The organism is Pelagibacterium flavum, assembly GCF_025854335.1.
Classification (GTDB): domain Bacteria; phylum Pseudomonadota; class Alphaproteobacteria; order Rhizobiales; family Devosiaceae; genus Pelagibacterium; species Pelagibacterium flavum.
In genome coordinates this window covers 3,468,103-3,492,873 of record NZ_CP107716.1, presented here as the reverse complement: position 1 = coordinate 3,492,873, position 24,771 = coordinate 3,468,103, and the positions used below count along the sequence as shown (strand labels likewise).

At 60.9% G+C, this 24,771-nt stretch carries 25 protein-coding genes and 1 tRNA gene; 16 read left to right on the top strand and 10 right to left on the bottom strand.

Annotated features, from left to right (window positions below):
• The first annotated feature begins 32 nt into the window (after positions 1-32).
• Positions 33-887 (top strand): LOG family protein, encoded by an 855-nt coding sequence (locus OF122_RS17500; RefSeq protein WP_264225461.1) that lies wholly within the window; start codon positions 33-35, stop codon positions 885-887.
• A 130-nt stretch (positions 888-1,017) separates the two neighbouring features.
• Here the strand turns inward: OF122_RS17500 and OF122_RS17495 are convergent, their stop codons facing one another.
• The 3 genes from OF122_RS17495 to argB form a co-directional block, all read right to left on the bottom strand.
• Positions 1,018-2,241 (bottom strand): hypothetical protein, encoded by a 1,224-nt coding sequence (locus OF122_RS17495; RefSeq protein ID WP_264225460.1) that lies wholly within the window; start codon positions 2,239-2,241, stop codon positions 1,018-1,020.
• A gap of 139 nt (positions 2,242-2,380) precedes the next feature.
• Positions 2,381-3,097: a pyrimidine 5'-nucleotidase gene (locus OF122_RS17490; protein WP_264225459.1), complete on the bottom strand. Its 717-nt coding sequence runs from the start codon at positions 3,095-3,097 to the stop codon at positions 2,381-2,383.
• Between the two features lie 67 nt (positions 3,098-3,164).
• Positions 3,165-4,055: an acetylglutamate kinase gene (gene argB, locus OF122_RS17485; protein WP_264225458.1), complete on the bottom strand. Its 891-nt coding sequence runs from the start codon at positions 4,053-4,055 to the stop codon at positions 3,165-3,167.
• Between the two features lie 146 nt (positions 4,056-4,201).
• Here argB and OF122_RS17480 point away from each other — a divergent pair, with 146 nt between their 5' ends.
• The 6 genes from OF122_RS17480 to OF122_RS17455 all read left to right on the top strand — a co-directional run bounded on the left by OF122_RS17480 (position 4,202) and on the right by OF122_RS17455 (position 8,575).
• Complete coding sequence (locus OF122_RS17480; RefSeq protein WP_264225457.1) at positions 4,202-4,744, top strand: sigma-70 family RNA polymerase sigma factor; 543 nt, start codon at positions 4,202-4,204, stop codon at positions 4,742-4,744.
• Positions 4,745-4,755: 11 nt separating this feature from the next.
• On the top strand, positions 4,756-5,472 hold the full coding sequence (locus OF122_RS17475) for an anti-sigma factor (protein ID WP_264225456.1): 717 nt from the start codon (positions 4,756-4,758) through the stop codon (positions 5,470-5,472).
• 110 nt (positions 5,473-5,582) lie between these two features.
• Complete coding sequence (locus OF122_RS17470) at positions 5,583-6,140, top strand: fasciclin domain-containing protein (protein WP_264225455.1); 558 nt, start codon at positions 5,583-5,585, stop codon at positions 6,138-6,140.
• 169 nt (positions 6,141-6,309) lie between these two features.
• A complete protein-coding gene (gene msrB / locus OF122_RS17465) occupies positions 6,310-6,792 on the top strand; it encodes a peptide-methionine (R)-S-oxide reductase MsrB (RefSeq protein WP_264225454.1) in 483 nt (160 codons plus the stop codon).
• A gap of 38 nt (positions 6,793-6,830) precedes the next feature.
• Positions 6,831-7,535 (top strand): glutamine amidotransferase-related protein, encoded by a 705-nt coding sequence (locus tag OF122_RS17460; RefSeq protein WP_264225453.1) that lies wholly within the window; start codon positions 6,831-6,833, stop codon positions 7,533-7,535.
• A 91-nt stretch (positions 7,536-7,626) separates the two neighbouring features.
• Positions 7,627-8,575, top strand: a protein-coding gene (locus tag OF122_RS17455; protein WP_264224182.1) for an IS630 family transposase whose coding sequence is annotated in 2 segments (ribosomal slippage) — positions 7,627-7,962 and positions 7,964-8,575 — 948 coding nt in all. Because the reading frame shifts where the segments join, the coding sequence is not laid out codon by codon here.
• Positions 8,576-8,679: 104 nt separating this feature from the next.
• On the opposite strand, the gene yihA is transcribed toward OF122_RS17455, so the two are convergent.
• Genes yihA through rpmH form a run of 4 tightly spaced genes read right to left on the bottom strand, consistent with a single transcriptional unit; the run spans position 8,680 to position 11,711 of the window.
• Positions 8,680-9,300, bottom strand: coding sequence for a ribosome biogenesis GTP-binding protein YihA/YsxC (gene yihA, locus OF122_RS17450; RefSeq protein WP_264227696.1), 621 nt, complete (start codon positions 9,298-9,300; stop codon positions 8,680-8,682).
• Between the two features lie 60 nt (positions 9,301-9,360).
• Positions 9,361-11,187: a membrane protein insertase YidC gene (gene yidC / locus OF122_RS17445; RefSeq protein WP_264225452.1), complete on the bottom strand. Its 1,827-nt coding sequence runs from the start codon at positions 11,185-11,187 to the stop codon at positions 9,361-9,363.
• A complete protein-coding gene (gene rnpA / locus OF122_RS17440; protein ID WP_264225451.1) occupies positions 11,184-11,558 on the bottom strand; it encodes a ribonuclease P protein component in 375 nt (124 codons plus the stop codon). Before rnpA ends, yidC begins: the two co-directional genes overlap by 4 nt.
• 18 nt (positions 11,559-11,576) lie before the next feature.
• Positions 11,577-11,711 (bottom strand): 50S ribosomal protein L34, encoded by a 135-nt coding sequence (gene rpmH, locus OF122_RS17435; RefSeq protein WP_264225450.1) that lies wholly within the window; start codon positions 11,709-11,711, stop codon positions 11,577-11,579.
• Between the two features lie 280 nt (positions 11,712-11,991).
• Between rpmH and OF122_RS17430 the strand changes: the two genes are divergently transcribed.
• The 6 genes from OF122_RS17430 (at position 11,992) to OF122_RS17405 (ending at position 19,159) form a co-directional block, all read left to right on the top strand.
• A complete protein-coding gene (locus OF122_RS17430) occupies positions 11,992-13,407 on the top strand; it encodes a dihydrolipoyl dehydrogenase family protein (RefSeq protein WP_264225449.1) in 1,416 nt (471 codons plus the stop codon).
• A gap of 26 nt (positions 13,408-13,433) precedes the next feature.
• Positions 13,434-14,867: a HAMP domain-containing sensor histidine kinase gene (locus OF122_RS17425; RefSeq protein WP_264225448.1), complete on the top strand. Its 1,434-nt coding sequence runs from the start codon at positions 13,434-13,436 to the stop codon at positions 14,865-14,867.
• 118 nt (positions 14,868-14,985) lie between these two features.
• Positions 14,986-15,062 (top strand) — tRNA-Arg (locus tag OF122_RS17420).
• Between the two features lie 219 nt (positions 15,063-15,281).
• Entirely contained in the window at positions 15,282-16,148 is an 867-nt protein-coding gene (locus OF122_RS17415; RefSeq protein WP_264225447.1) for a FecR domain-containing protein, read from the top strand.
• 29 nt (positions 16,149-16,177) lie between these two features.
• Entirely contained in the window at positions 16,178-18,856 is a 2,679-nt protein-coding gene (locus OF122_RS17410) for an EAL domain-containing protein (protein WP_264225446.1), read from the top strand.
• A 108-nt stretch (positions 18,857-18,964) separates the two neighbouring features.
• Positions 18,965-19,159: a hypothetical protein gene (locus tag OF122_RS17405; protein WP_264225445.1), complete on the top strand. Its 195-nt coding sequence runs from the start codon at positions 18,965-18,967 to the stop codon at positions 19,157-19,159.
• Between the two features lie 84 nt (positions 19,160-19,243).
• Here the strand turns inward: OF122_RS17405 and OF122_RS17400 are convergent, their stop codons facing one another.
• Entirely contained in the window at positions 19,244-20,590 is a 1,347-nt protein-coding gene (locus tag OF122_RS17400; protein ID WP_264225444.1) for an IS5 family transposase, read from the bottom strand.
• Positions 20,591-20,981: 391 nt separating this feature from the next.
• Here OF122_RS17400 and OF122_RS17395 point away from each other — a divergent pair, with 391 nt between their 5' ends.
• From OF122_RS17395 to OF122_RS17385, 3 genes are all read left to right on the top strand, one after another.
• Entirely contained in the window at positions 20,982-21,275 is a 294-nt protein-coding gene (locus OF122_RS17395) for a hypothetical protein (protein WP_264225443.1), read from the top strand.
• A 40-nt stretch (positions 21,276-21,315) separates the two neighbouring features.
• A complete protein-coding gene (locus tag OF122_RS17390) occupies positions 21,316-21,933 on the top strand; it encodes a hypothetical protein (protein WP_264225442.1) in 618 nt (205 codons plus the stop codon).
• A gap of 123 nt (positions 21,934-22,056) precedes the next feature.
• Complete coding sequence (locus OF122_RS17385) at positions 22,057-22,692, top strand: PRC-barrel domain-containing protein (protein ID WP_264225441.1); 636 nt, start codon at positions 22,057-22,059, stop codon at positions 22,690-22,692.
• 98 nt (positions 22,693-22,790) lie between these two features.
• Here the strand turns inward: OF122_RS17385 and OF122_RS17380 are convergent, their stop codons facing one another.
• A complete protein-coding gene (locus OF122_RS17380) occupies positions 22,791-23,006 on the bottom strand; it encodes a hypothetical protein (RefSeq protein WP_264225440.1) in 216 nt (71 codons plus the stop codon).
• Entirely contained in the window at positions 22,991-24,769 is a 1,779-nt protein-coding gene (locus OF122_RS17375; RefSeq protein ID WP_264225439.1) for an SUMF1/EgtB/PvdO family nonheme iron enzyme, read from the bottom strand. Before OF122_RS17375 ends, OF122_RS17380 begins: the two co-directional genes overlap by 16 nt.
• Positions 24,770-24,771: the final 2 nt, after the last annotated feature.

The following is a 24,771-nucleotide window of genomic DNA, read 5'->3' as shown; positions in this document are numbered from 1 at the left end:
TAAACAGAACTGAAAGACCAAAAAGGAGCCTGATGATGGGCCGCAAACGCCATTCCTCGCTGCGTTCGTCCAAGGAGGATATGGAAGCCGTACGCCATTCGCCGCATACGCCGCAGACCGAGTCGGCGGCGTATCGACTGGCTTTCGCTGACGAAGAGTTTATGACCAGCGAAGACCTGCGCGGGGTCCGCTTTCAGCTCGAATATCTCAAGATCGAATTCCGGCTTCGCGAAGCCAATGTCAATTCGACGGTGGTTCTGTTCGGCGGCGCCCGCATCCCCGAGCCCGGCAAGCCCGCCTGGGCGGCAAAGACCGACGAAGCCAAAAAGAACCTTGAGGCCAATTCGATCTATTACGAGGAGGCGCGGCGCTTTGCTCAACTGGCCTCGCTGACCTCAAAAGCCACCGACTTCACCGACTATGTGGTGGCAACGGGCGGCGGTCCGGGGGTGATGGAGGCGGGCAATCGTGGTGCCGCCGATGTGGGTGCGCCCTCGATCGGCTACAATATCGTCCTGCCGCACGAACAGGCGCCCAATACCTATGTGACGCCGCAGTTTTCCTTCAATTTCCATTATTTCGCGACGCGCAAGATTCATTTCCTGATGCGCGCCAAGGTGGTGGCGATCTTCCCGGGCGGCTTTGGGACGATGGACGAGTTTTTCGAGGCCCTGACCCTTATCCAGACCGGGCGTATGGATCGCATTCCCTTGCTGCTGTTTGGCAAGAAATTCTGGAGCCGGGTTCTCAACCTCGAGGCGCTGGCCGAAGAGGGGACGATCTCGCCCGACGATTTCAAGCTCTTCAGTTTTGTCGATACCGCCGACGAAGCCTGGGAGATCGTGCGCCAGACCTACAATCTGCCCAGGATCGAACACCCAGCCTGAACCGGAGGGGTTCAAGAAAAGCATGCCCCGGACATGATCCGGGGTGGACACCATTTATTCGGTTCAAAAGCGCGACAAACAAAAAAGGGCCCGCCGGTGTCGACGGGCCCTCCGGCAATCACCAGACTGCTTACTGGTTGGCAGTGATCTGCACGTTCAAAAGGTCGACCAGAACGAAGGGATCGTTTTCCACTTCGGCTTCCATGCCTTCGAACTCGGAAAAGGCGATGGGCTCTTCGGGCTCGACCGAGATGGTGAAGTTCTGCGGGTCGGCAATGAAGGTGTTGACCGCGTTTGTGACCATGGTCTTGAAGGCGGCGTTTTCAACCTCTGCCAGTGCCATCGGAACCATGAACTGCAGGCCGGCCTTGAAGGTTTCGCCATCGACGCCCTGTTCGGCACCGATGAAATCGAGCACTTTCATGAACAGTGAATCGTCGTCATAGCGCAGCGCACCGTCGACCAGCTTCACATCGGCCATCTTCTCGAGCATGGCTTCCGACATATCCGCCATCTGGTCTTCATCGATCTCGATGCCGGCTTCGGCCATTTCGGCCATCTTGAGGTTGACCTTCATGAGTTCGCGATAGAGCTCTTCGGTGTAGCCCTCGACGGCAAAGTCCAGTGACAGCGAACCGAGTTCATCGACCACAAAGGAGACGTCATCGACACTGGCCGCGCCGGTCTGTGGCCACCAGGTGCCCGAACCCGACATCGAAGCGCTGAGTTGGCTGAGGCCGAACGCTTCCATGACCTCCTGGGCTTCGGGCTCTTCGATGGCGCTCAAATCGCCGCGAATGCCGCTGACCTGATAGGCTGAACTAAGACCGCCCTCGGCCGTCGGCTCCTCCATGGTAACTTCCATGAGGTCGATGGCAAAAAGTTCGGTGCCGCTCTCGTCTGAAATCGACAGCGGTCCCGCTGAAATGCGGTCATAGAGGTTGAATCCGATCTCGATGACCGAATCGAGGCCCGCATCGGCCGGCAACACGATGCCCTCGGCCGCGATGTCGACGAAGCTGACGGAAAACCCTTCCTCCTCATCGGTATATTCGAAGTCGGCGATGGTCGCCCGCTCGGCGCTAAAGCCCCCCTCGGCCGTCTCCACCACGCCGGTAAACACCACATCGCCCGGAACGTCGATATCGTCCTGGCCCGGCATCGAGATGACGAAATCGGAAATCGTTACCGTGTCACCTTCGGCCGTGGCCGAGCCATAGGCAAAGGAAACGCCCATCAGCTTGCTGGTTTCGACGAGCCGATCGGCAAAATCGGTGGCTTCAAGCGCCAAAGCGGCCTGGCTGGTTCCCGCCAAAAGGAGGGCGGCAAGGGAAAGGCGAGATAGGTTTTTCATGACGGTCCCCGTTTTTCGGCGTCTATCACGCCATTTTGCAACAAAGCTGCGAACTTATACCATTGCTGCCACATACGGCCAGCATTGACGGTAATGCATTGAGATGACTTTTCGATCACGCCAATCGGGCAAAAAAGCGTCAGCGGCAACGCGCGAGAAAGGCCACGATATCGTCAGTGATGTGATGGACATGGTCCAGATCTTCGCCCCGGCCAAGCTCCCACGCGTCGCACTGGTCGTGTTCGAACCCTGAACCGGCCACGACCTGCACCGTCGCCATGCCGATTGCATGAGGCACCCGCAGGTTCTTCTCCAGATCGTCGAACATGATGGCCTGCCTGGCCCCGATCCCGTGTGCGTCCAGAAAGTCCGTGTAGGCGATTTCCAGCGGTTTGGGCTGGTATTTGGCGGCCTTGATATCGAAGATGCCCTCAAAGAGCGAGGACGCCCCCAGGCGCGCGAGAACGGCCTCGGCGTGCCCGGCGCTGGCATTGGTGAAGATGAATTTGCGCCCAGGCAAAGCGGCGATGGCCTCGACGAGTTCGGGATGCGCCTCCACCGGTGAGTAGTCGATGGCATGGACCATTTCGAGATAGTCGTCGGGGTCGATGGCATGGAACTTCATCAGCCCGTTCAGCGTGGTGCCGTGGTCGCGGTAATAGGCCTTCTGCAGATTGCGCGCCGCTTCGAAATCGAGTTGAGCGACCTTCATCACATAACCTGTGATGGCCGTGTCGATCTGGGCAAACAGATTGCACTCACGCGGATAAAGCGTGTTGTCGAGGTCGAAAACCCAGTCCGTGACATGGTCGAAATCGAGGCGGGTGGAGGCGGCAGGCGGGTTCATGTGGTTCATAGTCCCATTATGCCCCAAATCGATGAATGGGAGATGACTGGAAACGAAGGTGTGATCGGCCCCCCCCCTATCGCACCATCAGCGTTCCCGCGCCATGTTCGGTGAACAGCTCGAGCAGTACCGAATGGGCAGTCTTGCCGTTGACGATCACCACGCCTTCAACGCCCCGATCGAGCGCTTCGATGCAGGTTTCGACCTTGGGGATCATGCCCCCCGAGATCGTGCCGTCGGCGATAAGCTGCTGCGCTTCGCGTACCGAAAGCTCGGGGATCAATTCGCCATCCTTGTCGAGCACCCCCGGAACGTCGGTCAAGAACAGCAGGCGCTTGGCAAATACCGCCCCCGCGATCGCGCCGGCAAACGTATCGGCGTTGATGTTGTAGGTGTTCCCGTCCCGGCCCGGTGCGACGGGCGCTATGACCGGGATCATCTCCGAGCGGGCCAGAAGATCGAGCAGCGTGCGGTCGATCTCGACAGGCTCGCCGACGAAACCGAGGTCGAGAACGCGCTCGATATTGGAGGTCGGGTCGACATATTTCTTGTTGGCCTTTTCGGCAAACACCATGTTGCCGTCCTTGCCGCACAATCCGATGGCCCACTCGCCCTCGGCGTTGATCATCGCCACGATCTCTTTGTTGATTGAGCCGGCCAGCACCATTTCCACGATCTCGACGGTGCGCTTGTCGGTCACCCGCAAGCCGCCCTCGAATTTGGATTCGATGCCGAGCTTTTTGAGCATGTCGCCGATCTGCGGGCCGCCGCCATGAACCACGATCGGGTTGACGCCCGATTGTTTCAGCAAGGCCACGTCGCGGGCGAAAGCCTTGCCCAGTTCGGGATCGCCCATGGCATGGCCGCCATATTTAATGACCACCGTCTTGTTCTCGTAGCGCTGCATGAAGGGCAGGGCCTTGGACAGCACTTCGGCGTCGTAGGCGTTTTCAAGTCCGTCGGCCATGAGGCAAGGCAACTCCGTTTGGTCTTGAAAACTTCTCTAACCCGAACGCGCGCCCCGTGAATAGTCCTCGCCAGGCGCCTTGTGATCCAATTACGGATGAAGCGCGTAGTAAAAAAAGCAATTGTTACGCGATAGGGAGGGCGCCTATGGCCGATACCGCTGAAATTGCCGATCTTCTGGCGCGTGTCGCTCTGCGCGATCGCGACGCGTTTCGTGCCCTCTATGCCCGCACGAGCGCGAAACTTTTTGGCGTGAGCCTGCGTATACTCTCCAACAGGAGCGAAGCCGAGGACGCCTTGCAGGACGTTTTCATCAAGGTCTGGCAGCGTGCGGAGGGCTATCGCCCCGATGCCGCGAGCCCCATGACGTGGCTGATTACCATTGCGCGCAACAACGCTATCGACAGGGTGCGTGCGCGACGGTCGGGTCATACAGATATTGACGAAGCGTTCGATCTGCACGATTCCGGGATGACGCCTGAGCAGTCGGCAATGAACGCCGATGACGGCAACCGGATCGAGCAGTGCATGGAACAACTCAAGCCCGAACGCGCCGAAGCGGTGCGCCGGGCCTATGTCGAAGGTGAAAGCTACAATGAACTGGCCGACCGGCTGGGCGTCCCGCTCAATACGGTACGCACCTGGCTGCGCCGGTCGCTCCTGGCCTTGCGCGACTGTCTTGGAGCATAATAGACGAAACGATGAGCGATTTTGACGACAACGATCTGAACCGGGACGAAGAGCGCCGCGTGGCGGTTGCTGAATATGTGCTGGGACTGACAAGCGCGCAAAGCCGCGCCGCAATGGCGCGTGCAATCGAGTCGCGCCCCGATCTTGCTGCCGAAGTTGCCTATTGGGAGCACCGCTTCTCCGCCTTTAATGAAGATTACGTGCCCACAACGCCCTCGGCGGGGCTCTTGAACAAGATTGAGCAAAGACTGTTCGCCGATGTGGCCGCCAAAACGCCCTGGTACAATTCGCTCCTGCTCTGGCGGTCGCTGGCCGGGGTCGCGGCCGCTGTGGCCGTACTCTCGGTTGGTCTCAATCTGCTCCTGCCGACCGTCGAAACACCGCTCGATACCACCCAACTTGTGGCGGCGATGCAGACAGTCGACAGCGACGTGAGCTTTATCGCGCGCTATGATGCGGGCACCGGGGCCTTGCGGGTGAGCGGTACCGGCTCGCCGGCCGGTGCCGGCAATGATTATGAGCTCTGGTTCATCGAGGGCGACAATGCACCGATCTCTATGGGTGTGATCGATGTGGCCGAGGCCCAGACCATTGCAGTCGATGAGACGCTGCGCGGCCGGTTGGCTCAGGGCATTACGCTCGCCGTCACGCGGGAAGTCGAAGGCGGCTCGCCAACCGGCGATCCCCAGGGCCCGGTCGTGGCAGCCGGCCCGATTGCCGCTATCTGACATTTTTTTTTCGAAAAGCTGAAACTTGTTGTTCTCACGCTCCGTAACTGGTCCCGAACTTCCCCAAAAAGGGGAGGTCAAAACAGATGATCTTTTAGGAGACGAACACCATGCAGACCCGTGCTATTGCTCTTTCAGCCCTCCTGGCCACCTCGGCGCTGACTGGCGCTGCTTTCGCGCAGGACAACCCGATGGTCGGCGGCGCGCCGATGTCGCCGGACATGAACATCGTCGAAAACGCCGTCAATTCGGCCGACCACACGACCCTGGTCGCTGCGGTGGAAGCTGCCGGTCTTGTCGAAACGCTGCAGGGCGATGGCCCCTTCACAGTATTCGCCCCGACCAACGACGCCTTCGCCGCCCTGCCTGAAGGCACCGTCGAGACGCTTTTGATGCCGGAAAATCTCGAAATGCTGCAGCAGGTTCTGACCTGCCACGTGGTTGGCGTGGAAGCAACCGCGGCTGACCTTGTGGGCATGATCGATGCCGATGGCGGCAGCCACACCATCGAAACGCTGGGCGGCTGCATGCTTGAAGCCACCTATGATGGCGACACTGTAACCATCACCGACGAAAACGGCACGGCCGCGACCGTCACCATCGCCGACGTCATGCAGTCCAACGGCGTCATCCATGTGACCGACGCGGTTTTCACGCCGGCCATGTAAGCAACAGGCACCGCGGCTCAGCGTTCGCCCCCAATCCTGACAATGAGCCGCAAACTGCGCCCGGCCCGCCCTCCGTCGGCCGGGCGCAACCATGTTCAGCCCCGATACACGCGGGTTTGACTGGATCGCGAGGCAATTTGCTGGGATAAACGCCGCAAGGAGAATGACCATGATCGACCGTCGCAATTTCCTGCTTGCCGGCACCGCCGCCACCAGCGCCGCCACATTGGGCTTTGTCCTGACTGCCAAAGGCGCCGAGGGGGATTTTCCCTTTACTCTCACCGAAGCCGAATGGCGCGAGCGGCTCGACGACATGCAATATTATGTGCTGCGCGAGCACGGCACCGAGCGATCCTTTACCTCGGAGCTCGACAAGCTCTACGAGCCCGGCATCTATCATTGCGCCGGCTGTGCGCAGGCGCTCTATTCGTCGGAAGCCAAATATGACAGCCGCACCGGCTGGCCCAGCTTCTGGGAAGCGCTGCCAGACGCGATCGGCACTTCGATCGACACGACATTCATGATGGTGCGCACCGAATGCCATTGCTCGAACTGTGGTGGACATCTGGGCCATATTTTCGATGACGGACCCGAACCGACCGGCAAGCGCCACTGCATCAACGGCGTCGCCTTGACGTTCGTCCCGGCCTAGGGTCTGTATGCGGGATCGTTAGTCTGCGGTCCCTCCCCATGTATCTCACCATCATTGAAACGGGCCTCGTGCCAGAGCCATTGCGCGGCCGGTTCCGTCCCTATCCGGAAATGTTTGCCACCATGCTGGCCCGCCATGGCGCCGGCATCACACCCCGCTTCGTGCCTGTGCTCGAGGGGGCGCCGCTGCCCGATCCCGCAAAGCAGGAGGCCGTGCTGATCACCGGTTCGCCAGCCGGTGTTTACGACCCGCTGCCCTGGATGAACCCGCTGCGCGATTTCATTCGCCAGGCCCATGAAAGCGGCACCAAGATGGTGGGCATCTGCTTTGGCCACCAGATCATCGCAGACGCCTTGGGCGGAGATGTGCGCAAATCGGAAAAGGGATGGGGACTGGGGCGGCACGTCTATGACGTCATGCCTGTTCATCCCCATTTCGTGCCGGGTGTCGAAAAATTGGCCATAGCCTGTTCCCATCAGGACCAGGTGATAGCGCCGCCGCCAATGGCCAGAGTGATCCTGCGCAACGAATTTGCGCCCAACGCAGGGCTGGTCTATGCCGGGGGCAAGATACTGAGTTTCCAGCCTCACCCGGAATTCGAAGACGATTATGCCAGCGCGCTGATCGATCTGCGGCGTGGCAAGGTTTCTGACGACACAGTCGAAGCGGCGCACGATTCGATGAAGACCCGCTCGGACAGTGTGGTCCTCTCGGGAGCCATCAGCCGGTTTCTGACCAGCTAGAGCGGTTCAGTCATTGATTGAATCGGTTGGGGATTCCCGAGTTCGGGATTTTGTGATTCAAGATGTCGGCTGGGAAGGAGGCCAGCATCTGATGACAGCACCTCTATCCAATGATCTTCGCGAGCGTGTCGTTGGTGCGATCGAGACCGGTGAGAGCTGCCGGTCTGTCGCGGCCCGCTTTGGTGTTGCCGTTTCCTCGGCGGTGAAGTGGCATCAGCGCTACCGGGCTACGGGCTCGGTGGAGCCCGGCAAGATGGGTGGGCACCGCAAGCGCATTCTCGACCCTCACCGATCATTCATCGTTGAGCGCATTGACCAGAGACCGCATCTGACGCTGCACGGACTGAAGGAGGAGCTGGCGGCGCGCGGGGTGAAGGTGTCGCACGATACGGTGTGGAAATTCCTGCGCCGTGAGGGGCTTCGTTTCAAAAAAAACACTGTTCGCCCTTGAGCATGCTCGTGCCGACATAGCCCGGCGGCGACGGCGCTGGCGGTCTTTTCAGGCGGATCTCGATCCCCGGCGGCTGGTGTTCATTGATGAGACATGGATCAAGACCAACATGGCGCCGCTGCGTGGCTGGGGGCAGAAGGGCAAACGCCTGCGTGGTTTTGCCCCGCATGGTCACTGGCGCACGCTCACCTTCTTGGCCGCATTGCGCTGCGACCGGCTGACGGCGCCTTGCGTGTTCGACGGGCCGATCAATGGTCAGTGCTTCCGCGCCTATGTCGAGCAGCAACTCGTGCCGGTGCTGGAACCTGGCGATATCGTCGTCATGGACAATCTCGGCAGCCACAAGGCCGCAGCCATTCGCCAAGCCATCAAGGCCGCCGGTGCCAGGCTCTGGTTCCTGCCGCCCTATTCGCCCGACCTCAACCCGATCGAGCAGGCCTTCGCCAAGATCAAGCATTGGATGCGCCAAGCCCAAATGCGCACCCTTGAGGATACATGGCGTCACGTCGGCCACCTCATCTCAAACATCAGCCAAGACGAATGCGCAAATTATCTCGAAAATGCAGGATACGCTTCTGTTAAAAACTGAAAGGCTCTAAAAGTGTGATCAGGAAAAGTTGCAGACTTTTCCGGTTCGATCACGCGCCAAAGCAAAGACTTAAAGCCACAGATCTATTCAATCGGGCTGCGACTCTAAAGACCCTCGCGCAGCCGCGCCACTTCCCGCCGCAACACATCGATGCCCAGGCCCTTCTCACTGGAGGTGAGAATGATTTCGGGGTGAGCGGCGGGGCGCTTGGCGATGAATTTGGCCGTCATGTCCACTACGCCGCCAAGGTCCTTTTCGCTGAGCTTGTCGGCCTTGGTCAGCACCACCTGATAGGACACGGCAGCCCTGTCGAGTTCGTTCATCACCGTGGCATCATTGGGCTTGGGGCCGTGGCGCGCATCGACCAGCACATAGACGCGGCGCAGATTTGGCCGCCCGCGCAGGAACTGGTGGATCAGCTTGTTCCACTTTTCGACTGCCGGCTTCGGGGCCTTGGCAAAGCCATAGCCCGGCATGTCGACGAGCCGGATGCCGCCCTCTTGGGGGGCGAACAGATTGAGTTCCTGAGTCCGGCCCGGCGTATTGGACGTCCGGGCCAGCGCCGATTGGCCGACAAGGGCGTTGATCAGTGAGGATTTGCCGACGTTGGAGCGTCCGGCAAAGGCAATCTCGACGATATCGTCGGCCGGAAGATCGGAAACGCGAACGCAGCCCTTGAGGAATATCCAGGGGCGCGCAAACAGCAGGCGGACAGTTTCAGGCAAATCGGTCATTTTGGGCGATCCAAAAAAGAAGGGCCGGTTTCCCGGCCCTCGCGCTTGTCGCTATTCGGCAGCCTTGGGCTTGCGCTTGAACGAGCTCTTGATGTTGCCGAGCAGGTCAACGGTCACGCCATGGCGCCGCATGATGAACCATTGCTGGACGACCGAGAGGAAGTTGTTCCACGCCCAGTAGATCACCAGACCCGCCGGGAAGGTCGCCAGCATGAAAGTGAAGATCACCGGCATCCAGTTGAAGATCATCGCCTGGGTGGGGTCTGCCGGGGGCGGGTTTAGCCGCATCTGCACCCACATGGTGATGCCCATGATGACCGGCCAGATACCGATGGCCAGGAACGAGCCGATAACCGGCACCGCACTGGGATCGTAAGGCAGAAGGCCGAACAGGTTGAAGATGTGGGTGGGATCGGGCGCCGCCAGATCCTGAATCCAGCCAAAGAACGGCGCATGGCGCATTTCGATGGTAACGAACAGAACCTTGTAGAGCGAGAAGAACACCGGGATCTGGATCAGGACCGGCCAGCACCCCGAGATGGGATTGATCTTTTCGGTCTTGTAGAGCTCCATCATCGCCTGCTGCTGGGCAGCGCGATCGTCCTTATGCTTTTCCTGGATTTCCTTCATCTTGGGCTGCACGCGCCGCATATTGGCCATCGAGGCATAGCTCTTGTTGGCCAGCGGAAAGAACAGCGCCTTGACGATGACGGTCACCGCCAGGATGGCCAGGCCGAAATTGCCCAGGAATTCGTAGAGCAGCCGGATGAGATAGAACATCGGCTTGGTGATGAAGTGGAACCAACCCCAGTCGATCATCAACTCGAACCGGTCGATCGAATAGGCGGTCTCATAGGAATCGATGATCGATTCAACCTTGGCTCCGGCAAAGGCCAGGCTCTCGTGCGACGCGCTGCCGCCTGCAGGAACAACGACAGCGTCCTGGGCGACGAAATTGGCTCGGTAGTCATGACCGCTCGGCGCGCTGGTACCGTGGAAATAGCGCGCGTTGATCGCCTGTTCCTGCGGCGGAATGATCGCGGTGGCCCAGTATTTATCGGTAAAGCCGAGCCAGCCGCCCGTCGAGGCGAAATCGAGCTGGCCTTCGTTCTCGAGGTCCGAATAGGAGCGCTCGACCAGATTGGCATCGCCAAGAACCCCGATGGGGCCTTCGTGCAGAATGAAGAAATTCTGGGTCTGGGGCGTATAGAGCCGCGCGATGCGCGAATAGGGGAACAGGGTCACATCGCCGGCGCCCGAATTTTCAACGCTCTGGTCGATGGTGAACATGTAGTTCTCATCGACGCTGATGGTGCGGCGGAAAATCAGCCCCTCGCCATTGTCCCAGACCAGCGTCACCGGTGTTTCGGCGGTCAGCGTGTCGCCGCTTTCAACGCTCCATTCGGTCTGCCCGGTGGGCAGCGCCACATCGCTTCCCTGAGCGGCAACCCAGCCCTGTTCGAGATAGTAGGGAACGTCCGAGCCGACCGGGGACAGAAGCGTGATGGTCGGGCTGTCGGGGTCGGGGGTCTCGTTGTAGCGCAACAGATGGAGATCATCGATGCGCGCGCCGGTCAGATTGATCGAACCGGAAAGAGCGTCTGTTTCGATCGCCACACGATCCGAGGCGGCAAGGGCATCCTCGCGCGTCGCAAAGACCTGGGTGCCGGTGTCCGCCGATGGCGCCGCGCCGGCAACGCCATCGGCGCTGGGGGCCGCCAGGTCTGCACTATCCTGAGCCAATTCCTGCTGGGCCGAAAGTTCGGCCTGGCGCTGGGCCTGATCGAGCTGTGGTCCTGCGATAAAAAACTGCCACCCAAAGAGCACGAGCATGCTCAGGACGACGGCCAGGATCATGTTGCGATTGTTTTCGTTCATGGCTTTGGATGTCCGCTTGGCGCTTGGGCCGGTCTGTGCAGGCGCGCGATGGCCTTGCCGAGTTCGCGCGTCAAATTGTCGAACGGTTCGGACAGGCTTTCGCGCCGCCCGATCAACACATAGTCGTGGCCGGCGACCAGCCGGTCCGAACAGGCCCTCACAGCTTCACGCAGCCGACGCTTGATGCGGCTGCGTTCGGGCGAATTGCCGGTCTTTTTGGTCACGGTGTATCCTACACCGGGAGCAAGGTCGGCAACAGGTGTGGCCTGCAACACAAAGCCGCGCCTGGCAATTTTATTGCCCCGCGCGGCTTTAAGAAATTGCGCCCGTTTTTTCAGGCGCCGTATCGGCAATGCCGGGCTATCCGGCATATCGGAGCGAGGCCCGACTTATGCCGAAAGCCGCTTGCGCCCGATCGCGCGACGGCGATTGAGAATCTTGCGGCCGTTCTTGGTCGCCATGCGGGCACGGAAACCGTGACGGCGGGCGCGCACAAGATTGCTCGGCTGGAAAGTACGCTTCATTATGGTTCATCGCGCGCCGGTCCGCGCGATCCTCTGGTTAAGCTTGTCTGTTGTCTTTAAGTCTTGCGCGAAAGGGAATGGGACAAGCCGTCCCGGGCCATCGGCAAAGGTTGGGCGGCTTATAGGGAAAAGGTGGGGGCAAGTCAATTGTGCTATGGCCACAATCGCGTGTGTTCTCTGGCGCTGGCCAGCGCGCTTTGGCCGCGCTAAAAGCGGGGCAATAACCCATCATGGATTCGGCCGGGGTCTTGGATCAAGGTCAAAGGTTGAGGGCAGCCGCGTGGCGCAGGGCGACAGGATCGATCTTTGCATCGTTGGAGCCGGTCCGGCCGGGATAGCGGCGGCCGAGCGTGCGCTGGCGCGCGGGCTGCGTGTCGTGCTGGTCGAAGCCGGAGAGTTTGGCGGCGTTGCGCACAATTGGGGGGCTCTGCCGTCCCAGGCGCTGGCCGCCGCAGCAGAGCGAGCCGACCATATTCGCAACGCCAGGAATCTTGGCCTGGGCACCGATGAACCGCGCATCAATTTCGCCCGCATCAATGCGCGCATTCGCGCCATGATCGAAGATGCGAATGCGACCGTTTCTCCCGAGCATCTGGTCGGCCAGGGCGTCGAGATCGTCAAGGGCCGGGCCCGGTTCACCGGCCCGGCCACGATCGAGGTCGCGGGACGCTCGATCAAGGCGCCCCATTTTCTGCTCGCCACCGGATCGCGGCCCATCCTGCCAGACATTCCCGGGCGCGATGGTGTACCGTTCTTTACGCCAGAAACCATTTTCGAGCTAACCCGCCGCCCGTCTCACCTGATCGTCGTAGGGGCGGGCGCGACAGGGTTGGCGCTGGCCCAGGCCCATTTGCGGCTGGGCGCCAAGGTTACCGTCGTTGAAATGCTCGAGCCATTGGCCGGTGAAGACAGCGAACTGGTCGATATCGTGTTGCGGCGTCTGCGGGCCGAGGGGCTTGAGCTGCGCATCCACACAGGGATCGTTTCTATCGCCGGCGGCAATGAGCAGGTTGCCCTCGATATCAAGGCCGGACCCGATGAAGAGCGGATCGAGGGCACCCATTTGCTGTTCGCAACCGGGCGGGAGCCCGATTTCGAGGGATTGGGCCTAGAGGCTGCCCGTGTGCGCATGCAGGGCGCGCGCCCGGCGCTGGCGCGGTTTGGCCGGACTTCGAACCGCCGCATCTTCCTTGTCGGCGACGCCGCCGGACATGTCGGGGTTCACGCGGCGCGCCACAGCGCCGAGCTCGCTGTGGATGCCATAGCCGGTTCGGCAGGCGCCGAGGGTCTGGTGCCGCACGTCGTTGATACCAGCCCTGCCATTGCCAGGATCGGCATGACCGAGCCCGAAGCCAGAGCACGATTCAAGGATCGCTTCGAAATTGTCCGCATCGCGCTGGCCCAGACTGACGCGGCCCTGGCGCGCGCCGAGCGGCATGGCCATGCCAAGATCATTCTCGACGACTCGGGCAGAGTGGTGGGCGCAGGCGTGGTGGGCCCCACTGCCAGCGAACTCGTGCCGGTCTTTGCCCTTGCCATTGCGCGGAAAATGACGCTGTCCGAACTCGGTGGGCTTGTCGTGCCATACCCATCTTTCGCCCAGATCATACCCCTGGCCGCCGCCGAATATGCCCGGGGCCATCCCGGCGCCGCGTTCACAGGCTGGCGGCGTCTGCTTAAGCGTTTGTTGCCATAGGTAAAATCGGATTGTAGGCTGGCACAATGACACGCGACATTGCCAAGGTGCCTGGCCCGTTCTCCGGCCTCTCCATAAAGATCATAGCGGCGATCGCGCTGGTCATTCTTCTTGTGGAAGTCGCTGTTTTCCTGCCCTCGCTCGCCAATTATCGCGTTGGCTGGCTCGAGGACCGGCTGCGTGTCGGCGGCGTGGCCGTGCGGGTATTCGACACCGCCCCCGACGTTATGGACCTGCCAGCCGAGATCACCGACCCGCTCTTGCAGGCTGCCGGCGCCATCGCCATCGTCTATCGCCGTGAGGGACAGACCGATCTGATCGGGCTCGAGGCCGTGTCCATGCCCGAGCAGCCCCATCTGGCCGATCTGCGCGACACCAACCCCATGCGGTTGATTGTCGAGGCGCTCGATACTCTGTTTCTTGGGGGGCAGCGCACCCTGCGCATCGTTGGCGTCCCGCCCGGCGCGGGCGACGCCGTGGTCGAAATCCTGATGCCCGAGAGCCCGCTGCGGGCCGACCTTCTGACCTATGCCGGCAATATCGTGCTCGTTTCCATCGTCGTTGCCGGGGTTACCGCTTTTGTCATCTATATCCTGGCCGAGAGCCTTTTGATCGGGCCGATCAAGCGCCTCACCAACCAGATGCTGGCATTTCGTGAAAATCCCGAAAACGGCACGCTGGTCATCGTGCCTGACGCGGCCCGCAAGGATGAAATCGGCATTCTCGAGCGGGCTCTGGCCGACACGCAGGCCGAACTCTTCGCCATGCTGCGCCAGCGCCGGCATCTGGCCGATCTGGGGATGGCTGTGTCCAAGATCAATCACGACCTGCGCAATATGCTCACCTCGGCCCAATTGCTCTCAGACCAGGTGGCCAATCTCGATGACCCCCAGGTGCAGCGCCTGGCGCCGCGGCTCGTAACCACGCTCGATAAGGCGATAACCTTTGCCCAGACGGTGCTTGATTACGGTCGTCAGCAATCGGCCCCGCCCCGTGCCGAGCCAGTCGATCTGCGGGCTCTCGGCTTCGAGGCCGCGCTTTCGGCCGGGCTCACGGGGCATCCTCGGATCGTGTTTGAAAATCAGGTTCCCGATGATTCGGTCATTCTTGTCGATCCTGACCATCTTGCGCGCGTTTTGACCAATCTGTTCAAGAATGCACGCGAAGCGCTTGAGGCCAGCCCCGATGTCGCAGCGCCCCATGTCCAGTTTTCCAATGAGCGGACGGCTGAGGGTATGCGGCTCGTTGTCGCCGACAATGGACCTGGCCTGCCGCCCCGCGCGCGAGAGAACCTGTTCGTTGCATTTGAGGGCTCCGCAAGGGCCGGCGGCACGGGCCTGGGTCTTGCCATCGTTCGCGAACTTGTCGAAGCCAATGGCGGACGCGTGGAACTGCTCGAGACGGCGCAAGGCACAGCTTTCGCCATCGATCTGCCGTCGGGCACCGCTGGGGGCGTCTGACGAATTTCCTCAAAAACTTCCCCCTCTGGCCCCTTGCAATGGCCGCCGAGCCAGTATAAGCGTTCGCCTGCCGCTCGGGCGAACTGCCCCGAAACCGCGTTCACCGCAACGGCACTGCGCGCCCGTAGCTCAGCTGGATAGAGCACCAGACTACGAATCTGGGGGTCAGAGGTTCGAATCCTTTCGGGCGCGCCATTCATTTCAAAGACCTGGATTGCGTCACCAACATCCCGCTTGCGCAGCGAGGATAAATCCGGGTCGCTGATCGGCGCTATAGAGACGATCGACTAGCACCTGAACAGGATTGTCATCCCGACATTAACGCGTTCTTTAGCACGCGCGACTCGTCGCTGCGGAGCGAAGCATTCCGTTAACTGTGGGCGGCGAGTATGGCTCCAACATTGGAGGCCACCCATGAATATTTTCAAGACAGCTCTGGCATTCGCAGCCGCCCTGATGGCTAGCCAACCAACAATCGCAGGTGAATGGCAGGCTGATCGTCTGCGCGGCGTTGTCCTGGCCATGGTCGATGAGACCTGGATACCAATATCGATTGGCGACGTCATCGAAGACAGCCGCATTATCCGCACGGGCGCCAACGGTCATGTAACGTTCCGGTCAGGCGAACAGGTGCTGGAGATGCGGCCAAACTCCCAGATCCAGATTTCGGCGCTCGAAGGACGTGACTATACATGGGTGCTCCATTCGGGGGGCGAGATCACGGCGGATGTGGAAGCTTTGGATGTCGAGCACTTCGGAATCCGGACGCATCATATGGTAGCGGTGGTCAAGGGCACTCGCTTTACTGTGTTCGCTGACGAAAACGGCGGCGACGTCTCGGTTGAGCGTGGCACTGTGTCGGTCACTGAAAGCGAGCGCGGTCTTTCGGTCGCGATCAATGCCGGTCAGCGTGCCGTCGGCGGCTCGGGCAGGCTGGCGGTCGAGGGACAGGGCCAGCTGCCTACGGTGATCGATGCTGCAGGACGGCCGGTAAACGTGCCGACAGGCACCCAGTCCAATGGTATGTCCAACAGTTCGGACGCGCCGGGCAATTCGGGCAACGCACCCGGCCGTTCGGGCGAAGCACCCGGTAACTCGGGGAACACGCCGGGACAATCGGGCGGTGCACCAGGCAATTCGGGTGATGCGCCGGGCAACTCTGGCAATGCACCCGGTCGTTCGGCCGAAGCACCGGGCAACTCCGGCAATGCGCCCGGTCGTTCGGGCGAAGCGCCTGGCAAATCCGGAAATGCGCCAGGCAATGGCGTTGGGCAGGGCTAGGCGATAGCGCGCGTCACCGGAGGCGGGCGATGTTCCGAACGCAAGCTGATACATCGACTCGGAACCGACGTTACCGTCTGGCCGGAGCGGTGCTCATTGCAGTCGGTCTTTTTGCCCTGGCCGCGCTCAATGCGACGGTTTCGCTGGACCGCGACCTTGCCGATTGGCGTTTTGGCCAAAGTTCGCGCGCAGCATCCCAGGACATCGTCTTTCTCGATATAGACGGAGCCACTATCGATACCGTCGGTATCTGGCCCTGGCCGCGCGCGGTCTATGCCCAGATCATCGACAGGGCGCTTGAACTGGGCGCCTACGATGTCTGGGTTGATGTCGATTTTTCGGCGGTCAGCGCCCGCGGGGACGATGCGGCCCTTGCAGATTCTCTGGAAGCTGCGGGCGGGTATGTGTATCTCGCTGCGTTCCAGCGGAATGAGAGTGGCGATCTCACGCGCCCACTGCCAGAGTTCTTGAAATACTCGGACATGTTCGCTGCTGGTGCGCTCACTGACGTGCTGGGCATCGTTCGGGCAGTGCCTTCTTATGCGTGGAGTCAGGAGGGCGGCATTCCATCGCTCGCCACCGCACTGGCGGGAGGCAGTGAAGGCTCTTCGTATCAGTCGCTCGACTACGGAATCGACGCTGACACCATACCGAAAGTTTCAGCGCGAGACCTGCTCGATGGCACAGCCGAACCCGATCTGATTGCCGGCAAGCATGTTGTTCTTGGCGCGTCAGCTCTGGAGCTGAAAGACCTGTTTTTCACACCGAACCAGGGGCCACAGCCCGGAGCGGTGGTTCAGATCCTGGCGGCCGAAACTGCACTTGCAGGCCGTGGGCTCGTTAATGCCTCACCCTGGTGGATGACCGGGGCCGCATTATTGCTTCTTGCGCTACAGGTCGCTCTGCCTATTCATAGTCCCATCGTGCGCATCATCGCTCTTGCGATTGGAGCGCTAGCGGTAGAGGGCGTTGCGCTTGCTCTCTATCTTGGGAGTGCCGTGATGCTGCCCACCGGCATCTACCATGCTGGAACGGCGGCACTGATGCTTGGAACCGTAATCCTTGATACCCGCATTCTCGGCTTCCTGGTCCAGCGACTTGGCGGCGAACGCGATGCCTTCCGGGCCATGCTCAAGCAGGTGATCGCGGACAATTTTGATGGCGTGTTGATAGCGCAGCCCGATGGCGAGGTCATCTCGGCAAGCCGTTTCGCAACCGAATTTCTTGGGTGTGCCCCGGTAGGCCGGAATCTCTCGGACCTTTTGCCCGTCGAAATCGGCGTGGCAATAGATAATGCCATCGACTGCAAGACGAGCGTTCAGGGCGAAGCGATAGTAGAATCCGAAGGCCGGCCCCGAAACATTGAGTATGTGGCAACCCACAGCACATTCGGCGAGCGAAAGCAGAGCATTGTCACGGTAACGTTCCGGGACATCACGGCACGCAAACACGGCGAAGCCAGACTCCGCTATCTTGCCGATCACGATCAGCTCACAGATACCTTGTCGCGCTCGGGGTTCCTTAAGCGCCTGCATGATGCACAAGGATGCGGGGAGCAAGTGTCCGGCGTCTTTGTCGTTCAGCTTGAGCGATTTGGCACCATCACCGCAAGTCTCGGACACTGCGCTGGCGATACGCTGCTGCGCCAATTCGCAGATCGGCTACGAGCCAGCGGGTTTTCGGCTGTTGCCCATCTGGGCCAGGGTCAGTTTGCCGTGGCAGCCTTGTCTGACGAGAGGATCGAGCACCAGTTCGAGATGATCGGCAAAACCACCCGTCTCGCTTTCGACCTCGAGGGTCACACGGCAGCTGTCGGCCTGAGTGCCGGCTACGCCGATGCAGACGCTGTGGAAAATCCCGAGACCTGGCTAAGCCGTGCCGAGGCGGCACTCATTTCCAATGACCGGCGAAACCTCAACCAGCTTACCCTCTACGATCAATCTCAATCGGCGCAGGTTTCTCGCAATCGAACGCTTGAGGCCAAGCTCGCCAAGGCGCTCGAGGATGACCAGTTTTTCCTTCAGTTCCAGCCGCAAATCGACCTGCGAACCGGTTGCATGATTGGTGCCGAAGCTCTTTTGCGGTGGCGGCGCGGGACCGAGATTGTCCCCCCGGGGGAGTTCCTGCCCATCGCGGAAGAAACCGGCATGATTGTCGAAATCACCCGTTGGGTGTTGGTGGAGGCCTGCCGGACTGCGCTGCGTTGGACGAACGGCATGCGTGTGGCCGTAAACATCTCTGCTCTGCATTTCGAACTGGGCGATCTGGCCGCCGACGTCGCGGCGGCGCTCGACATCACCGGACTTCCTGCCGATCGCCTTGAGCTCGAGATCACTGAAACAGCAACCATGTCCATGCGCGCGAACGTGGTTGCCGAGCTCGAGAGACTTAGATCAATGGGTATTACCATCGCCATCGACGATTTCGGGACCGGACAGTCCTCTCTGGCCTATCTCGACCAGCTGCCCTTCGATATCCTCAAGATCGACAAGGCGTTTATCGATCGGCTGGCCGTTCCCGGAGCCACGCCCGGCATAGTCGCCGGCATTATCGATATTGCCCAAACGATGGGAAAGCGCGTCCTTGCTGAAGGCATTGAACACGCCCACCAGGCCGAAATTCTCAGAAAGCTCGGGTGCGAATTTGGCCAAGGCTATTACTGGAGCCGACCGATCGACGGTGCACTCATCGCCCAAGCGGCGGCTTGATGGCTCTTAAAGCGGTGATGTGGGCCATTTCAGTGCTGCTGCGGCCCCGTGGGGCGCTTCGGTAGCGCGCCCCACACCATTGCTGTGGAAGGGGAAGCCGGGCGGATCTTGGGCGTTGACGGGAGTTCCCCCGCCGAACGTCTATTTGGTTTTCCTGCGCTTTTCGAAACTTTCAACGATGCCCTCGGTCTTGCCGGTGGCACCGGCCTGGGCTTGACGCTCATTGCGGACATTCTGCTGATGGTTGGCGCGCAGGCTGTTGCGACCGTGAATGTCATCGGCATAGTCGAATTCGTCGGGTAATGCGCCGGGCTCGACCTTCCCAGCGGGCTTGGCGCCCTGCTGGCCCGTGGGGTGAGCTCGTCGCCTGTGAAGAATCCGGTTTTGTCAGGCAGGGCGTGAGCGGGCCGTGCTGTTCGGGAACAGGATGAGCGCCAGGATCAGCCACAAAAGCTTCCTGAACCATGCCAGGAGGAGCCGGAGGTTGTGACCGATGGCGCAGAGCATGACGTTGATGACGTCTCCTTCGATGCCCTTGAGGGGATTTCGTTCCAGATGGCCGTCCTGCTTCATGTGACCGATGACCGGCTCGATTCCGTTTCGCCGTCGCAGTTCTCGCCTGATGGTGGGTGAGGTGATGCCGCGCGTGTGAGAGACATGGACCTCCAGCCCGTCGCGGTTGAGCCCATGTCCGCGATAGCCGCGGTCGACATAGGCACGGGCGGGGTTCTGTCCGGTGATGCGGGCGACCTGATCGAGCTGAGCACCGAGCGTGTGGCCGTCATACGGGTTGCCGGGCAAGGACAGGGCGCCGAGCACGAACTGGCCGCCCTTGCAGCGCTCGTTGGTGGTGGCAAAGGAGGCTTTTGCGCCGAACTCATATCGGGTGCGAGCTTTGCCCTTGCCGATGCATTCGACCTCCGGCGCGTGGAAGGCGTAGAGCTTCTGTGTGTCGCCGGGCTTCTGGCCATGGATGATCCGGGCCCGTTCCAGGACGGTTGCGAGAGCCTCCATGCGAGTCGGGTCGCCATCGATCCTGCGCTCGATGTCGCGGATCAGTCGGCCCAACCGCGTGCGCATGAAGCGCAGATGCGCCTTCGCCTGCTTGTGGCCACGGCCATGCATGAGGCGGGCCGCCTCCTTGCGGGCACGGCGTGCCACGCGAAGATAGGACTGGCGCAGCCGCACGCCATTGGCCCTTGCCGCCCGGTTCAGCCATTCGATCGCCCGCAGCATCAGATGGCTGTCGGTGGGATGGGCCACTGCCTTGGTCTGGACGGTGGTGTCGACCGTGACACGTTCGAGCTGGCGCTCGCTGACGGCACCGCTTGCCATGGCAATCGAGATCGTCTCGGCCAGCAGCGCTTCGAGCTTGTCGGCGTCCATGCGCTTGCGCCAGTTGGTCATCGAGGAGCGGTCCGCCGGCAGCCTGTGCTGGAAATGGGTCTCGCCGCAAAACGCCTGGTGATAGGGATTCTCAACCCAGGCCGCGCACACGGCCTCATCCGAAAGTCCCTTGATGTGCTTCAACAGGTGCAGTCCCACCATCAGTCGGGTCGGCAGGCCGGGGCGGCCGACCTGCTCCACGAAGGTGGCGCCATAGAGCGCGTCGAGCCGGTCCCAGTCGATGCGTGCCGCAAGCCGCAGGAGCTCGTGCCGGGGATCAAGGATCGCCTCCAGGCTCTCTCGAAACATGTCGGATTGCGGCGTCGGGTCGGGCTTCCTGGGGCGCATCGGCGGGGCTCCATCTTCGGTCCTCGCACTGAATCAGGCCGCGATCGAAATGCCCAGACCCTTCATGCGCGCGCATGCGAAAACGCAAGCAAATGCCGCCAAATCCTCACAACCTTGCGAAACAGGATACTTCCAAGGCCGCCGAAAACCGCGCAATTCCAGCTCGTTGCCAATTGTTCACGGGCGACGAGCTCCCATTTTCTTGCCGGCATTTGCCATGAGATGTCTCCTTACTTTTGTTTCAGCGGGCTCAAGTCTCGGGGGCCAACGGGCCTGGCCGGGGGCAAGTTCCAGCGGTCATGCGACAGCGTTCACCTGAGTGAGTGCGGGAACCGCCGAAAGCGGGGCTCGTTTCATAAATTGAACGTCTGTTCACCAAGGAATCGAGCTCATGCCGATCTACAAGCTGTATCCACTTGCTCACCCTCAAGACCCCGGTTGGGATTTGGCAATGAATCATGGCGACGTGCTGGTTCGCGCCAAATCTAGCGGAGACGCACGCCTGGTAGCCGCAGAAGCTGAGGCCGCTTCCGCCGATCGTCACAACGAAAACGACGACATCTTTTCCATCCGCTCCAGCGCCTTCACCGACGACAAGCTTTATGGCGTACAACAGATCAGCGACGGCGGATTGAACCCCGAAGGCAAGCGCGGCGTTATTGAGGGACATGTTCTGACGGCCTGACGCTGCTTTCGCGCTGCAAAAAGGGCCCGGCGAGGTAAAAATGCTTGAATGGGTATCAGATAACGGCGCGGCCCTGTCGGTTGCGTCAAATTTCGGCATGCTTATCGTCTGGGTCGTCTACCTCGGTACCTTCCTGCGGCAATACAGACGCCAGACCCAGCCAAAGATCGTCATCAACAGGGCCGCAGGCAGGAGCCTTGATGCTGAGTGCTTCATCTCCAACATGAGCACCGAGCCGATCTATGTGGAAGCCATCATCGTCAGCTTCGAGACCGAGGGAAAATGCTGGTCGGCGACGGTTACCGATATTGTACGTCGCGACGGCGAGGATATTCCGGACGATCCCCGTCAGCGCACCCGGCAAGGTCCGATGCGGTCCGGTGACTATATGCCAGTGGGCAGTTTCAACGGTCTTCTGGAGCGTATTGTCGAGGAAAGTCCCGACCTTGAGGCGATCGATAATGACGATTTCGAGAAAGCGTCTCTGCGGGTGAAGATCCTGGCTGACTACGCATCCGAAGAATTGGTGATCGGGGCGGAACGGGTGTTTGATTTTGCGCAGGACGGATCGGACTGGTTTCTGCGCAGTGGCACATCCACCCATCAGATCCGGTCTCGCCGTCAACGCCGGCGTGCACAGGAACAGGTGCTCGGATAGGCCAAAGATAACTCAGGTTGTCTCCCGGGACAGTCAGAAACAATTCGCATCGGCGGACATTGATCTCCGGGATGTCGCTGACGTCAGGCGACTGAGATCGAACACAGATTTAAGGAGAGTGAGATGTTTCGCACCTTCCTCACAGCTACGGCCATTTCGACCCTGATGTTGGGTTCTGTCGTCGCGCAGAACCAGGATCAGACCTCTCAGGACGACGGGCTGGACCTTCAGTCCGCCCAGAACGACCCGATGGCTACAAATGCCGGACAGGGGGTGACCGTCCGCAGCAGCGACACAATCTATATCGAGCCCACGAGCGACGGCCAGTTCACGCTCAACTTCCAGATCGGACAGGCCGGAATGGGCACCGCCGTTGGGCAGCAGCCCCAGACTGCGCCAGGGCAAACGATGATGGACCGCAGCCAGCTTGAGCGGGGCGATCCCGAACAGCTGTCCGTCGACAATCTGATGGGCTCGGATGTCTATGGCGCCAACGATGAAAACGTCGGAAACGTAAACGATGTCCTCCTCACAGCAGAAGGCGAAGTCGATGCCATGGTCGTCGACGTCGGCGGATTTCTCGGCATCGGAAGCCGTCAGGTCGCGCTTGGCGTGGACAATCTGGAGTTCATGGTCGATGCGGGCGGCATCTGGTACGTGTTCACCCCGTTCACCAGCGAGGAGCTGGAAAATCAACCCGAATACAATCCCGACACCTATCAGGACGACCGGGAGAACCAGCGCCTGACCGCGCAATAGGTTTCGCGTCAGGGCCGGGAGCGTCCGGAAGTCAATGTGCGGGGCGGGGTCGACTTCGACCTCGGTCCGCAGACATCGGGCGCCAACGCGCCGTCTGACTAACTCCCGATATCCGCAGCACAGCGGAAGCCGATCATGGGAGAGCGGGCAAGACCCGCCCCGACGGCCAGAAGTTTAACCGAGCGCTCCGGCGCCAACGGGCCGGATTCCAAGTGCCAGTCCGATACCTGGGGCAGGGGCGCGCAACCGCCTTTAAGGATCGCAAAGCGGGTGCGTCCGTCGTGATGTTCGCTTTCGGTCAGATTCCAGACCATCGGTTCGGCTCGGTTGAGCAGGCCCCGATGCGCTGCCACCTGCCATTCGTCTTCAGTCGGCAGCGCAACCCCGCCCATGCCGCATAGGCGCGGGCGTCGTCGAGTTCGACATGGGTGACGGGTTCGTTTTCGCTCCCAGGGCGCGGCGTTCCCTTGTGCCAATGGGCCAAAAAGCGCTCTCGACGCATGGGGTGATAGTCGGTTGCAGCCAGAAACTCGGCAAATTGGCCATTCGTGACCTCATCGCGCGCAATGGCGATGCTGTGCGCAATGAGCGGACGGGTCATTGTTGCGATCTGGTGCAGCCTGGGCGGCAGGGGTTTCCATTCTTCGATGTAAGGCGTTTCGCCATAGAGCCCGGTTTCCCGCAGCCGATAAGTGACTGTCAGTTCTCCATCAGGAACCTCGAGCAACGCCATGCCGACCGGGACATGTTCGTGGCGAACGATAGGCGCCCCGATACGCTCTGTGACGCGGGCAGGAAAATCCGGGGCGACCGAAGCGATGTCCGCCCCTGGCGCGGCGGGGGGAGCAGCGCGGTTCACAATGCAGGCAATGGCGCCAGCCGGCAGGGTGCCCGAAATCGCAATACGTCCGTCCGATTGCCGCTCGGTGGCCAGTGTCGCGCCGGACACCAGATCGATCCATAGTCCCTGCTCACCCTCGCTTGGCTCAACAACAAGCAGCGGACCGGCATAGTCTTGGCCGCGATTGACGAGGCTCCACAGGCGCCCCGCCCCTGTTTCCCAACGCGAGGCATAAACCTCTGCGTCGTGACCAGGATGATCTGCCAGCGGTGTCCAGTTCTCGGAAACAAAATAACTGGCATTTTCAGAATAGAGCCGACGCATATTGGCAAGAATGGCGCGGTCCCGGTCATTCCACCCGACCCACACGCCAAAGACCACCGGCCACACCAGAACGCCGGTGCCGTTGAGCCAGGCGGAATGGAGTTCGTCGAGATGCGAGCGGTTCCAGCGGCGAATGTGATGCAATTCGTGGCGGCGCTCGAACCATTTGGCCCGCAACACGCCGGGCACGTTCGAGTCGGCAAACCACTGCGCCCAACTCATCGTCTGATCGGCAATCTGGGCAAGCGGAACGCGGGATTCGCACTCGATGGGAAGCGTTGGATCGATGGCATCGAGCGCGGTGCGCAGGCGTGAGGAGGCTTCCTTGGAGGAATCGAGGAAGACCGCGTCAAAGCCGCATCGCTCAACGATCGCGGTAACCTTTTCGATCGCTTCGGGACCAGAGCCCGTCTCCCAGGGGTAGTAGGTGAAATAGACTTTGACCCCGCGCCGCTGGAAGGCCGCGACAACTTGGGGAAGCTCGGGAATGTCCTCGAAAAACGCGAAATGGTCGCGGGCATCAATACCGAGAACGGGATAGGCATTCCAGAGCATGACGGCGTCGAAGCCGCCGAATTCGGCCTCGCCAGCATCGAGATAGGCATCGACAGTAAAGCGCCCGGTGGCAAAGTCGTAGAGCCGCTCGTCCCACAGCCAGACCATTTCCACAATGCGGGGGCCGGGCTCGGCCATCACCTCGTAGCGATGCGGATCATAGCCGATCCGGCGCCGGGCCTCATCGCGCCAGCGCGTGATGGCGGCGCGCCAGGCTGGCCAATCGACCGGGTCATCGGGCGCAGCAAATATCTTGGCTTCATCAAGGACCGAGAGATCCGCGTCGGGGGCGAGCGGAACCGGAGTGGACATGTCGATGGGACGGGGGGAATACGGGGAGAAACCGGGGCGGGTCATGA